This is a genomic window from Mesorhizobium hunchu, assembly GCF_040081975.1.
Taxonomy (GTDB): Bacteria; Pseudomonadota; Alphaproteobacteria; order Rhizobiales; family Rhizobiaceae; genus Mesorhizobium; species Mesorhizobium hunchu.
Genome location: NZ_JBEBMG010000001.1, coordinates 500,322 through 512,823, shown reverse-complemented (window position 1 = coordinate 512,823; position 12,502 = coordinate 500,322). Strand labels below are relative to the sequence as shown.

Annotated in this window: 12 protein-coding genes and 1 riboswitch; of the genes, 6 read left to right on the top strand and 6 right to left on the bottom strand. The window is 65.2% G+C overall.

Going from position 1 to position 12,502, the window contains the following annotated elements:
- Positions 1 to 9 precede the first annotated feature (9 nt).
- From ABMA46_RS02485 to ABMA46_RS02460, 6 genes are all read right to left on the bottom strand, one after another.
- Positions 10 to 1,071: an ABC transporter ATP-binding protein gene (locus ABMA46_RS02485; RefSeq protein WP_348997693.1), complete on the bottom strand. Its 1,062-nt coding sequence runs from the start codon at positions 1,069 to 1,071 to the stop codon at positions 10 to 12.
- A 2-nt stretch (positions 1,072 to 1,073) separates the two neighbouring features.
- Positions 1,074 to 1,895, bottom strand: coding sequence for a carbohydrate ABC transporter permease (locus tag ABMA46_RS02480; RefSeq protein ID WP_348997692.1), 822 nt, complete (start codon positions 1,893 to 1,895; stop codon positions 1,074 to 1,076).
- Positions 1,892 to 2,818, bottom strand: a complete 927-nt coding sequence (locus tag ABMA46_RS02475) for a carbohydrate ABC transporter permease (RefSeq protein ID WP_348997691.1) — start codon at positions 2,816 to 2,818, stop codon at positions 1,892 to 1,894. Before ABMA46_RS02475 ends, ABMA46_RS02480 begins: the two co-directional genes overlap by 4 nt.
- On the bottom strand, positions 2,818 to 4,149 hold the full coding sequence (locus ABMA46_RS02470; RefSeq protein ID WP_348997690.1) for an ABC transporter substrate-binding protein: 1,332 nt from the start codon (positions 4,147 to 4,149) through the stop codon (positions 2,818 to 2,820). Before ABMA46_RS02470 ends, ABMA46_RS02475 begins: the two co-directional genes overlap by 1 nt.
- A gap of 78 nt (positions 4,150 to 4,227) precedes the next feature.
- The gene (locus tag ABMA46_RS02465; protein ID WP_348997689.1) at positions 4,228 to 4,890 is read right to left on the bottom strand and encodes a GntR family transcriptional regulator; all 663 of its coding nucleotides are present in this window, start codon (positions 4,888 to 4,890) and stop codon (positions 4,228 to 4,230) included.
- A 14-nt stretch (positions 4,891 to 4,904) separates the two neighbouring features.
- Entirely contained in the window at positions 4,905 to 5,789 is an 885-nt protein-coding gene (locus tag ABMA46_RS02460) for a dihydrodipicolinate synthase family protein (protein WP_348997688.1), read from the bottom strand.
- A 258-nt stretch (positions 5,790 to 6,047) separates the two neighbouring features.
- Here ABMA46_RS02460 and recQ point away from each other — a divergent pair, with 258 nt between their 5' ends.
- From recQ to ABMA46_RS02430, 6 genes are all read left to right on the top strand, one after another.
- The gene (gene recQ / locus ABMA46_RS02455) at positions 6,048 to 7,847 is read left to right on the top strand and encodes a DNA helicase RecQ (protein ID WP_348997687.1); all 1,800 of its coding nucleotides are present in this window, start codon (positions 6,048 to 6,050) and stop codon (positions 7,845 to 7,847) included.
- A gap of 124 nt (positions 7,848 to 7,971) precedes the next feature.
- Positions 7,972 to 8,084, top strand: a riboswitch (TPP riboswitch).
- Complete coding sequence (locus ABMA46_RS02450) at positions 8,075 to 8,683, top strand: YkoF family thiamine/hydroxymethylpyrimidine-binding protein (RefSeq protein ID WP_348997686.1); 609 nt, start codon at positions 8,075 to 8,077, stop codon at positions 8,681 to 8,683. (Overlaps the previous riboswitch by 10 nt.)
- A gap of 28 nt (positions 8,684 to 8,711) precedes the next feature.
- Positions 8,712 to 9,491 (top strand): ABC transporter permease, encoded by a 780-nt coding sequence (locus ABMA46_RS02445; protein WP_348997685.1) that lies wholly within the window; start codon positions 8,712 to 8,714, stop codon positions 9,489 to 9,491.
- A complete protein-coding gene (locus ABMA46_RS02440) occupies positions 9,488 to 10,258 on the top strand; it encodes an ABC transporter ATP-binding protein (protein WP_348997684.1) in 771 nt (256 codons plus the stop codon). The genes ABMA46_RS02445 and ABMA46_RS02440 overlap by 4 nt, the downstream gene beginning before the upstream one ends.
- Positions 10,255 to 11,274, top strand: a complete 1,020-nt coding sequence (locus ABMA46_RS02435; RefSeq protein ID WP_348997683.1) for an ABC transporter substrate-binding protein — start codon at positions 10,255 to 10,257, stop codon at positions 11,272 to 11,274. Before ABMA46_RS02440 ends, ABMA46_RS02435 begins: the two co-directional genes overlap by 4 nt.
- A 189-nt stretch (positions 11,275 to 11,463) precedes the next feature.
- On the top strand, positions 11,464 to 12,291 hold the full coding sequence (locus ABMA46_RS02430; protein ID WP_348997682.1) for a phosphogluconate dehydrogenase C-terminal domain-containing protein: 828 nt from the start codon (positions 11,464 to 11,466) through the stop codon (positions 12,289 to 12,291).
- The last annotated feature ends 211 nt before the right edge of the window (positions 12,292 to 12,502 follow it).

Sequence of the window (12,502 nt, the reverse complement as noted above, 5' to 3'; positions counted from 1 at the left end):
GGAGGCGGCCTATCGGATCCGTTTGCCGGAGGCGGCGTCGAAGAGATGCGCGTCGGCGGGGTCGATGCGGACAGCGATCTCCTGGCCGGGCTTCAATATCAGCCCACGCTCCCGAAACAGGCATGAGATGCTTTCGTCCGAACAGACGAGCTGCGCGAACAGTTCCGATCCCGTCGGCTCGACCAGTTCGACCGTGCCGCGGATGCCTTCGCCGGCGACATGGATATGCTCCGGCCTGATACCGTAGACGAGATCCCGGCCGGCCGCCTTGCCGGCGAGCTCTTCGGTTACCGGAAGCGAAAGCCCGCCTGTGCTGACGAAGGCGCCGTTATCGATCCGCCCCTTGATGAAGTTCATGGCCGGCGAGCCGATGAAGCCGGCGACGAAGAGATTGGCCGGGCGCTCGTAGAGTTCGAGCGGCGCGCCGGCCTGCTCGACCAATCCGTCCTGCATGACGACGATCCTGTCGGCCATCGTCATGGCCTCGATCTGGTCGTGCGTAACGTAGATGGTGGTGGTGCCGAGGCGCTGGTGCAGGCCCTTGATCTCGCCGCGCATCTGCACGCGCAGCTTGGCGTCGAGGTTGGACAGCGGCTCGTCGAACAGGAACACGGCCGGATCGCGCACGATGGCGCGGCCCATGGCGACGCGCTGGCGCTGGCCGCCGGAGAGCTGGCGCGGATAACGGTCGAGCAGTTTCTCCAGCCCGAGAATGCCGGCCGCCGTCTTCACCCGCGCGGCGGTGTCGGCAGCGTCCGCCTTCTTGATGCGCAGCGCGAAGCTCATATTGTCGGCGACCGTCATGTGCGGATAGAGCGCGTAGTTCTGGAACACCATGGCGATGTCGCGGTCGCGGGCGCGCAGCGCGTTGACGACCCGGCCGCCGATGCTGATGGTGCCGCCGCTGATGGTCTCCAGCCCGGCGATCATGCGCAGGAGTGTCGACTTGCCGCAGCCCGAAGGGCCGACGAGGATGACGAACTCCCCATCTTCGATGTCGACGGAGACGCCGTGGATGATGTCGACCGAGCCGAAGGACTTGCGGACATTGCTGATTTCGACGGACGCCATTCTCACCCACCCTTGACGGCGCCGGCCGTGAGGCCCGCCACGATCTGTCTTTGCGCGAAGAGGGTAAGCACCAGCACCGGCAGCGTCACCACCAGCGCGGCGGCGGCCAGCGGCCCCCAGCTCACCTGTTCATAGGAAAGCATGTTGTAGACGGCGACCGGCAGCGTCCGCGTTTCACGGTTGGCGAGCACGATGCCGAAGACGAAATTGTTCCACGAGAAGATGACGGACAGGATCAGCGCCACGACGATTCCGGGCCGGGCGATCGGCAGCGCCACCATGTGGAACACCTGCCAGGAACTGGCCCCGTCGATCGAGGCGGCCTCCTCCAGCTCGATCGGCGTCGTCTCGAAATAGCCGATCATCACCCACACGACGATCGGCACGGTGACGACCAGATGGATGATGACCTGCGGCCAGATGGTGCCGACCAGCCCGACCCACTGGAACAAAAGGAAGAGCGGGATGAGATAGGACAGGCCGGGCGTCATGCGCGCGATCATCACCACGATCGCCGAACGGTCGGCCTTGAGCCTGGCGATGCCATAGCCCGCCGGAACGCCGATCGCCAGCGCCAGCAGCGTCGCCGAGCCTGTCACCAAAACGGAATTCCAGAAATAGAGCAGGAAATCGTTCTCGCGGAACACCTGCACGTAGTTCTGCCAGGCGAAGCGGTCGGGGATGAGGATCGGCGGATAGGCGCCGTTGTCGATCTCGAATTTCAGCGAAAGCGACAGCATCCACAGGAAGAACAGCACGACCGGCGATACGATAACCAGCGCCACGAAGAACAGCGCGACCCGGTTCCACAAGCTGGAGTTCATCGCGTTTTGGCCTCCGACCACTGCATACGCTGCCTGACCATGAGGAGGACCATCGACAACAGGATGATGAGCGCGAAGAAGACGATCACCATCGCCGACGAATAGCCGATGTCGTAGTAGGCGAAGGCGGTGTTGTAGAGGTAGATGTTGATGGTCTCGGACGCCGTGCCAGGCCCGCCCTGCGTCATCGCGTAGATGATGTCGAAGCTCTTCACCGCGTCGATGGAGCGGATGATGGTCGCGACCATGATGAAGGGGGCGATCATCGGCAGCGTCAGGTAGCGGAATTGCTGCCAGGCGTTGGCGCCATCGATCTCGGCGCTTTCGAACGGCTCGCGCGGCACCGAGGCCAGGCCGCCGAGGACGATGAGCATGACCAGCGGCGTCCATTGCCAGGTCTCGACCGCGACCAGGGAGGGAATGACGGTATCGGGATTGAATATCCATTCCTGCGCCGGGATGCCGACCAGCGACAAAAGATAGTTCAAAACGCCGAGCTGCGGATGGAACATCATCGTCCACACCAGCGCCACCGCCACCGGCGTCGCCATCATCGGCATGACGAAAATGCCGCGCAGGAAGCCGCGTAGCGGAAACCGCGCGTTGAAGACGAGGGCCGACAGCGTGCCCAGCACGACCGGTGCGACCACCGACATCACCGTGTAGGACAGCGTATGGGCAAGCGACTCCCAGAAGCGCGCGTCGCCCCACAGCCGGGCGTAGTTGGCCATGCCAACAAAGGTGCGGTCCTGGCCGAGCGTCCATTCGTTGACGCTCATCCAGATGGTGAAGACCCAGGGAAACACGATGACGGCCAGCACCACCGCCAGCGCCGGCATCACGAAAGGCCAGTAATTGGGGGCCAGCCTGATGTGCTGGCCCGCCAATTCCTCGGCCGTCGGTTCTTTCGGCCGCTGGGCCATCAGGCCTTTTCGCTCTTCTCGAGCACCGGCTTGAAGGCCTCGGTCGCCTTCTTGAGTTCGTCGGCCGGATCGGCGCCGGAGATCATGTTGGTGAGAGCTACGCCGAAGACGTCGCGGAACTCGGTCACAGGAATGATGACCGGGAGCGCCAGGCGGCTGATGTCGCCGCAGGCGGCTACCGTATCCACCCATTCGCCCGGCATGGTCACGCCTTCACGGACCTTCGGATCGGTGAGGATCGACTTGCGGAAAGGCACGCCGGCGCCCGCCTGCAGAAGCCGCGCGCCCATGATCGGCGAGACAGCCCACTGGCAGAATAGATAGCCGGCTTCCTTCTTCTGGCTCGCGGCGGTCACGCCGATGCCGTCGCCGAACGTACCGGATGCCTGGACCTTCGGCCCCTTTGGCATGACGCCGTAGCCGACCCGGCCCACCACGCGCGACTTGTTCGGGTCTTCGAGCGGCGGCGCGAAACCAACGCCGTCGAACCACATGCCGATTTTGCCCTGCAGGAAGGCGGACTGCGATTCGGCCCAGTTGAAGCCGGATACGCCAGGCGGCGCCGACTTCGACATCAGCCGCTGATAGAGCTTCGCGGCCTCGATCGCCTCGGGTGTATCGGTCTGCAACTTGCCGTCCTCGACCGAATATTTGTCGTAGCCGAGCATCAGCGACGTCCACACGGGCGTGTTGGCGTTCTTGATGCCGCGCGCCACGAAGCCGAACGTGCCCTTGTCCGCGTCGGTGAGCGTCTCGGCCGCCTTGACCATGTCGTCGAAGGTCGCCGGGTATTCGATGCCCTTGGCCTCGAACAGGTCCTTGTTCCAGTAGATGATCCAATAATCGACGGAAAACGGCAGGGAATGCAGCGAGCCGTCGCTATCCTTGGCGAAGTCGAGCCCGGCTTCGGCGAAATCGGCCTCGGTCAGGCCCGGATCGGTAAGCGTCGGGTCCTTCAGATAGCCGCCGATGTCGGCCAGCCAGCCGGCCTTTTCGAACTGCCGCTTCTGGACGTGATAGGAAAGATGGATGACGTCGAAGCTGGGCTTGCCGGAGCTGAGCTCGATCACGGTCTTCTGGCGTTGCTGCTGTTCCGGCGTCGCCTCCGCATTGACCTTGATCCCGGTCATGTCCTCGAATTCGGAGAGGTATTTGAGCAGCGTGTCGCTGCGCGGACTCTTGATGAGGTTGACCTCGAGCGTCTGGCCGGAAAACTTCTTCCAGTCCACGTCGGCGGAGAAGGCCGGTCGGCCCCCCAGCATCGCGGCTGCGCCGAGACCGGCCGTACCGGCCAGGAACTGGCGCCTCGTCGGCGTCAAGAAATGCGTCATGATCGTCTCCTCCTTCGGATTGCTCGCTTTGGTTCCTCCCGTCCCGCCGGGCCGCGAGCGCCCGGAAGGGATGATGCCTTACAGTCGTACGGCCCTGCGCCGCGCGGTCTCTATGTGGCTCGTCATGGCTCGCGCCGCCTCATCCTCGTCGCGCCGTTCGAACGCCTCGATGATCTTCAGATGCTCTCCCATCACCGAGGGGATCATGTTCACGTATAATCGGGTTTCCGCAAGACGGATCAGCTTTATCTTGATCCAGTTGACGCGGTAGGCATTGCCGAGAATCTCATTCTCCTGCAGGTCGATGACGGCCGAATGGAGGCTCAGATCGACGGTCTCGGCATCCTCCATCAGGGTCGGATCGTCACCCGACCGATGCCGCGACAGGATGCGTTCATGGCGCTCTCGCAAGGCCGCGATCGCGTCGTCGGGCGCGTCCCGGGCAAACAGGCGCGCCGCAGGCTCCTCCAGAAAGGCGCGGAACTGAAAGGCGTTGCGCACCAGCGCGAGATCCACCTGCGGCACCTGCATGCCGCGCTGCGGCACCGTTTTGATCAGCCCTTCCGCCTCCAGCCTCGGCACGAGCTCGCGGATCGAGCCGAGCGGAAAGCCGGTGATCGCCACCAGTTCGCGCTGGGTGATGAACTGGCCAGGCCTGATCTGCTGGTCCAGAAGGCTTTTCGTATAGCCGAGATAGGCCTGGTCGCGCAGGTTCTGGCTTTCGTTGACGGACTTGTTCATTCCGCCTCCGTCGCTCATGCTGCCAGGATCGCGTCGAACTGTGCGGCTGCCCGTCGGGCGAGTGCCGGATCGAGATCGGTCAGCGGCGGCCGCGTCCTGACGAAGCCGTTGTCGTTGTGGACATGCGCCGTCAGCGCCTTGACCGCCGGCAGCACCGGCAGACTGCAGATCATGTCCACCAACCGCACCACCTTGTCGCTGTCCCTGCCTTCGTGGATGACGGGACGCAGCAAGCCGGGTGCTAGGTTGGCGAGGCCGCAGATCGACCCTTGCGCGCCGGCCCGCATGGCACGCGCCAGCAGCCGCTCGTCGCCGACCAGGATCGCCAGTTCACCGTGCTCGGCAAGGAAGGCGCTGGCATCCTCCCAGCGGCCGGAAGAATCCTTCACGCCCGCGATGACGCCGGGAAACGCCTTTTTCAGGCGCGAGACCAGAGAGACCGAGATCGGCACCGCCGTCTGGCCGGGGATATGGTAGAGGATAACGCCGCGCGCCGTTTCGCCGGTCCGCTCGATGACACGCGAGAACCAGGCGTAGAGCCCTTCATCCTCCACGCCCTTGAGATAGAAAGGCGGGGCAACGAGCAGGCCCCTGGCGCCCGCGTCGAGCGCAAGCCGGGACTGCGCCACCGCGTCGTCGATGGAGACGGCGGCAACGCCCGCATAGACGCTGTCGCGCATCTCGATGCCGGACCCGGCGACTGCCGCCAGGATCGCCTCGCGGTCGCCGAGGCTGAGCACATAGCCCTCTCCGGTGGTGCCGAACAGCGTAAAGGAATCGCAGCCCCCGGCGAGGACCGTCTTCGCATGCAGGACGAGGCGCGCCGTATCGACGCTGCCGTCCTCTGCGAAAGGCGTGACCAACGCCGCGGAAAGACCGAATATCCGATCGGATGCCATAGGGAGGAGAACCAATTCAATCACTAACATGTTAGCCAGATGTCAACGTGTGTCAAGCCAAGGAATCAAAACTATTTGGGCACTTCGACGCGGTCTCGCGCCGTTGTGCCGGTAGACGACGCGCGCGACCGTCAGACTGAAGCAGACCGCGCGAGAATGCCCGCTTCGGAGTGCCCGTCGCAAATGCGGCATGGAAGCGCTCGCCACGGCCGACAAACTGCTATGAAGGGCTTTCCCCTGATTCTCGATGTTTTGCCCATGACTGCCCGTGCGTTGGAAATCCTCAAGACCGTCTATGGCTATGCAGCGTTCAGAGGGGCGCAAGGGGATATCGTCGAGCATGTGATCGCCGGCAACAACGCCTTCGTGCTGATGCCGACGGGCGGCGGCAAATCGCTCTGCTACCAGATTCCGGCCATCGCCCGACCGGGCATGGGCCTGGTCGTCTCGCCGCTGCTGGCGCTGATGGCGGACCAGGTGGCGGCGCTCAGGCAGGCCGGCGTGCGCGCCGCCGCGCTCAACTCCGATCTCGCGGGCGACGAGCGGCGCGCCTTGTGGGGCGACGTCCACGCCGGCCGGCTCGATCTTCTCTATGTCGCCCCCGAGACCCTGCTGCGGCCGGGCGTGCTGGAGCGTCTGGATGGCGTGACGCTGTCGCTGATCGCCATCGACGAGGCGCATTGCCTGTCGCAATGGGGGCACGACTTCCGCCCGTCCTATCGGGAGCTCGATGCGCTGGCCGCGCGTTTCCCCGCTACGCCGCGCATCGCACTGACCGCAACGGCCGACGAGCCGACGCGCGCAGAGATCCTGTCGCATCTCGCCATCGACGAGGCAGACGCCTTCGTCGCCGGCTTCGACCGTCCCAACATCCGCTACGCCATCGAGGAGAAGGACAATCCGCGCGCGCAGCTGAAGGATTTCCTCAAGCGCCACGAAGGCGAGAGCGGCATCGTCTACTGCCTGTCGAAAAGAAAGACCGAAGAGACGGCCGCCTGGCTGCGCGACCAGGGCTACGATGCGCTCGCCTACCATGCCGGCATGGACAAGGCCGCGCGCGAGGCCAACCAGAAGCGCTTCCAGCACGGCGAGGCGGTCGTCATGGTCGCCACCATCGCCTTCGGCATGGGCATCGACAAGCCGGACGTGCGCTTCGTCGCCCATATCGATCTGCCAGGCAGCATCGAGGCGTACTACCAGGAGACCGGCCGCGCCGGGCGCGACGGCCTGCCCTCCGACACGCTGATGCTCTACGGCTACGAGGACATCGCGCTGCGCAGCCGCTTCATCGAGGAGTCGGAGGCGTCCGACCAGCGCAAGCGCATGGAGCGGCAGAAGCTCGACGCGCTGCTGGGTCTGGCCGAGACGGCCGGCTGCCGCCGGCAGGTGCTGCTGTCCTATTTCGGCGACCGTTGCGCACCGTGCGGCAATTGCGACACCTGCGTCGAGCCGCCGAAGCTGTTCGACGGAACGGTCGCCGCGCAGAAGGCGCTGTCGTGCATCTACCGCACCGGCGAGCGGTTCGGGCAGGCCTATATCGCCGACGTACTGCTTGGCGTCGAGAACGAGCGCATCGCCCAGTTCCGCCATGACCGCATCTCCACCTTCGGCATCGGCACCGAGCACGACAACCGCACATGGCGGGCGATCCTGCGCCAGTTGATCGCGCTCAGGCTTGTCGACGTCGATCTGGCCGGCCATGGCGGCCTGTCGATTTCGACCGCCGGCCGGGATTTCCTGCGCGACAAGCCGAGCCTGATGCTGCGCGTGCCGCGCCCTGTGCGCGCCCGCCGCGGCACGGTGACGCGCAACGCCGCGCAGACGGCCGTCGCCGAAAGCGACCGCGCGCTGTTCCAGGCGCTGCGGCAGAAACGACTGGAGTTGGCGCGCGCGCAGAACGTACCGCCCTATGTCATCTTCCACGACAAGACGCTGATCGAACTCGCTGGGGCGCGCCCCAAGTCACGCCGCGAGATGGCGGATGTGCCGGGCGTCGGCGAGTCCAAGCTGGATCGCTACGGCCCCGCTTTCCTCGCGGTCATCGCGGAACACGTCTGACAGGCAGCCTGGACCTTCCGTGCAGGACGCCATCGCCGCGATCGGCGAGCACCCGGCGTTGCAGCGGTTGGCCGCCGAAGGCCATCGCCGCGCTTGCATGACGAAAAGAATCATGGTTTGAGTGCGCCTACCACAGGGGTGCTCCGTATTGCCGGGGCTGAGACCGCAGCGCCAAGCCGCGAAACCCTCAAGCTGATCTGGATAATACCAGCGGAGCGAGGCGGATCATGTTTTCTGGCGCACAAGTCGCATTGTACCCCATGACGGACGATTTCGTCCGCGTCATCCTTGGCAGCCTGTCGGCCCTCGATCCGTACCGAAGCCGGTTCCGGATCGAGACCGACGATCTCTCCACCCTGCTGGTCGGACCGCCGCCCGATCTTTTCCCGGCCCTGCGCGACCTTCACGTTGCCGCATCGCGCGGTGGCCTGCATTGCGTGATGCATGCCACGGTGTCGCGGGGCTGCCCCGGCGAACCGGACGACCCGATCTGCACGCCCATCGAGGGCCGCACGGCCGAAACGCCGCTCAGCGAGCGGGTCGAGGCAGCGTTGGAGGCCGTGCAAAGCGCCGCGCCGACAGGGCAGGACGTCGCCGCGCAGTTGTCGCTCTATCCCCTCGGTGCCTCGCATCACATGGACGAGATCTACGGCTGCATCGATCTGATGAAGCGGTCGGGCGTGTTCGGCCGGGCGAAGAACTTCTGCACCACCCTGCGGGGCGACGCGGGGCCGGTCTTCGCCACGCTCGGTGAAGCTTTCCTGCGTTTCGGATCGCCGGAGGGCCATGTGGCGATGGACCTCACCGTTTCGGCAAACAGCCCGAGCCCGGCCTGAGCCACGCGCGCGGGCGCGGATATCCGCCATGCCGAACACGCCGTCCTTCCTGGCCAGAACAGGCCCCGCGGCCGTAGCGATCGCGTCGCTCCTGGTCGCCTGGCAGCTTTACAGCGATCTGTCGGGCATCAGCCAGACAACGCTGCCGTCGCCTTTGCGCGTTGCCGGGCAAGCCTGGCTGAACCGTCGAGCGCTCGCCGACAACGCGCTGCCCACCATCCGTGCGACGTTGCTCGGATTCTCCTGCTCGCTCGCCGGTGCCTTTCTGCTCTCGGCCGCGATGGATTTCTTCGCGCCTGTGCGGCGGGCGCTGTTCCCGGTCTTCGTCGTCAGCCAGACCCTGCCGCTCGTGGCGATCGCCCCGCTGGTCGTGCTGTGGTTCGGCTTCGGCCTGCTGCCCAAGATCCTGCTGGTCGCCCTGGTGACCTTCTTTCCCATGCTGGTCGCGCTGGTTCAGGGATACGAATCCACGGAAAAGGAGATCGCGCTTTTGCTCGGCTCCATGGGTGCGACGCGATGGCAACGCTTCTGGCTTGCCCGTGCACCGTCGGCCCTGCCGTTCTTGTTAGCCGGCCTGCGCATCTCCATCACCTATGCGGTGGTCGGCGCGATCTTCGCCGAATATGCCGGCGCGACGCGCGGTCTCGGCATCTACATCCTCAAGGCCAAGAACAATTTCCGACCCGATCTCGTACTCGCCGCCGTGGCCGTCAGCGCCGCGCTGACGCTGGTGCTGTTTGCCGCCACCGGCCTCGTGCAGCGCCTCGCCATGCCCTGGCAGCGCCTGGAGCAGAGGCGGACGCGATGACCCCGAAGCTCGACCTGCAAGGCGTCCGCAAGGCGTTCGACGCGACGAAGGTGCTGGACGGAATATCGCTGTCGGTGCGCGAGGGCGAGTTCGTTTCCATCCTCGGGCCTTCCGGGGCGGGCAAATCGACGATCTTCCAGATCCTGACGGGCGGCATCGAGGCAGACGGCGGCGCGATCCGTCTGGACGGCGAGCCGCTCATGTCGCGGCAAGACCGTTTCGCCTTCATGCCGCAACGCGACGCGCTGATGCCGTGGCGGCGCATCATCGACAACACGACGCTCGGACTGGAGGTGCAGGGTGTGCCGCGCCGCGCCGCGAGGGACAAGGTGCGGCCACTCTTCGCCGAGTTCGGCCTTGCCGGCTTCGAGGATCATTACCCGGCACAGCTTTCCGGCGGCATGCGCCAGCGGGCTGCCCTTCTGCGCACGGTCGTGCAGGAACGCGACATGCTTTTGCTGGACGAACCGTTCGGCGCTCTGGACGCGCTGACGCGCATGGGCATGCAGCGCTGGCTCGAAGCCATGTGGAAGCGTCATCGCTGGACGGCGCTGCTGGTCACGCATGACGTGCGCGAGGCCGTTTTCCTTTCTGATCGCATCTACGTGCTGTCGACGCGCCCGGCACGGGTCCTGCACGAAGTCCCCGTGCCCTTGCCGCGGCCACGCGATGCGGGGGCCGAGGGATTGCGGCAGGCCAGCGCCATCGAAGCCGTCGTTCTGGAAAGCCTTCTCAACCCCGAAGCAACAGAAGGGTCGAACAGATGACACTGATGAACCGCCGCCACGCCCTCGCCCTCGGCCTTGCAGCCGCCTGCGCGCCGGCGGCTCCAGCCTGGTCCTCACCGGCGCGCGAGAAGGTCTCGGTCGCGCTCGACTGGACGCCGAACACCAACCATATCGGCCTTTATGTGGCGCGCGACAAAGGCTTTTATGCCGACGCCGGGCTGGACGTCGATATCCTGCCCTATACCGACACCAGCGCCGGCACGCTGGTGGCCAACCAGATTGCGGATTTCGGGGTGGTCGGCTCCATCGGGCTGTTCACCCAGCGCGCCGCCGGCGCCGACCTGAAGGCAGTCTACGCCGTGGTGCAGACGGAAACCGGCCGACTCGTCTTCAACGCCGACCGTACCGACATAAGGCGGCCGAGGGATCTCGACGGCAAGGTCTATGGCGGCTTCGGCAGCAACTGGGAGACGGCGCTGATCGAGACACTGATCCACAACGACGGCGGTGCAGGCAGCTTCGAGACGGTGACGCTCGGCACGTCCGCCTACGAGGCGCTGGCGAACGGCGCGGTCGACTTCACCCTGGAGGTCTACACCTGGGAAGGCGTCCAGGCCGAACTGGAAGGCAGGCGGCAGATGGCTTTCCGCTACGCCGATTACGGGGTGCCGGACGAGCACACGACCTTCATCGCCTCCAGCGACGCCTACCTGTCGCAGCATCAGGATGCGGCCGCCGCCTTCGTGCAGGCGACGCGCAGGGGCTATGCCTTCGCCGTCGAGCACCCGCAGGAAGCTGCCGCCGTTCTGGTCGGTGCCAACAAGGACATGCCGGCGGATGCGGCCTTGATCGAGGCCTCCCTGAAGACCCTGATAGAAGGCCACTATCTCGCGCGGCCGGATGGCACGGTCGGCGAAATCGATGGAGCGAAGACGGAGGCGATGGGCGGCTTCCTGTTCGCGGCCGGCATTCTTCTGGACGCGGACGGCAAAGCCCTCGCCAGCCGCCCGGCCTTCGCCGACTACTACACCAACCGCTGCCTGGCCGGCGCCTGACGGGGCCGGCGACGCGATTCCGCATCATGCGGGAGCGACAATAAGCGGGCCCGGCTTCCTCGGCCGCGCCATGAATGAACAACGCGCGACGCGAATGATTCCTCTTGCCAAATAATGGTAGAGTGATCATACCAGTATGTCAGATGACGATTGGCGAACCTTCGTCGGAATTCAGGGAGTAAAGACCAGATGACAACGATTGCGCTGTTCGGTGCAGGCGGGAAAATGGGCTATCGCCTTGCCGCCAACCTCAAGGGCTCGGCCTACGAGGTTCGCCACGTGGAGACCGGCGAGGGCGGCCGTGCCCGCCTGAAGGAAGGGCTTGGCTTCGACGCCGTCGAAGGAGACCGGGCGCTCGACGGCGCCGACGTCATCATCCTGGCCGTCCCGGACACACTGATCGGCAAGGTCTCCGCAGGCATCGAGAAGCAGCTAAAGCCAGGCACGATGGTGATCGTCCTCGATGCTGCGGCGCCGGCGGCAGGGCACCTGCCGAAGCGCCCCGACCTCACCTATTTCATCACCCATCCCTGCCATCCGCCGTTGTTCAACGATGAAACCGACATGGCGGCGAAGAAGGACTATTTCGGCGGCATCAAGGCCAAGCAGCATATCGTCAGCGCGCTCATGCAGGGGCCAGAGAGCGACTATGCCAAGGGCGAGGCCATTGCGCGGACGATCTGGGCGCCGGTGATGCGCTCCCACAGGGTGACCGTCGAGCAACTGGCCATGCTCGAACCGGCACTGGCGGAGACGATGTGCGCCTCCCTGCTCGTCGTGATGAAGGAAGGTCTCGACGAGGTCGTGCGACGCGGCGTCGACCGCCAGGCGGCGCTGGATTTTCTGCTCGGCCACATCAACGTGCTCGCCTCGGTGATCTTCGAGGAGCGCGAAGGCGCCTTCTCCGACGCCTGTAACAAGGCCATCGAGTTCGGCGTGCCGGCGTTGATGCGCGACGATTGGAAGCATGTCTTCGAGCCTGACGAGATCGCCGCCAGCATCAGGCGCATCACCTGAGTTCTCGCCTCGCTTTCCAATCGGGCGGCCGCGCGATGTCACCATCGGGTACATGTCACCTGAATTTGTGGTTGACTCATTATACCAGTTGGCATTAGCTGGTTTCACCCCGGACCGATCGCGGACCTTAAATCGATGCCGGGACGAGTGGAGGAAGGCGGGAAAGGGCGCGAGATCGGGCGAAAACCGGCGACGGTTTTTTCCGGTACCG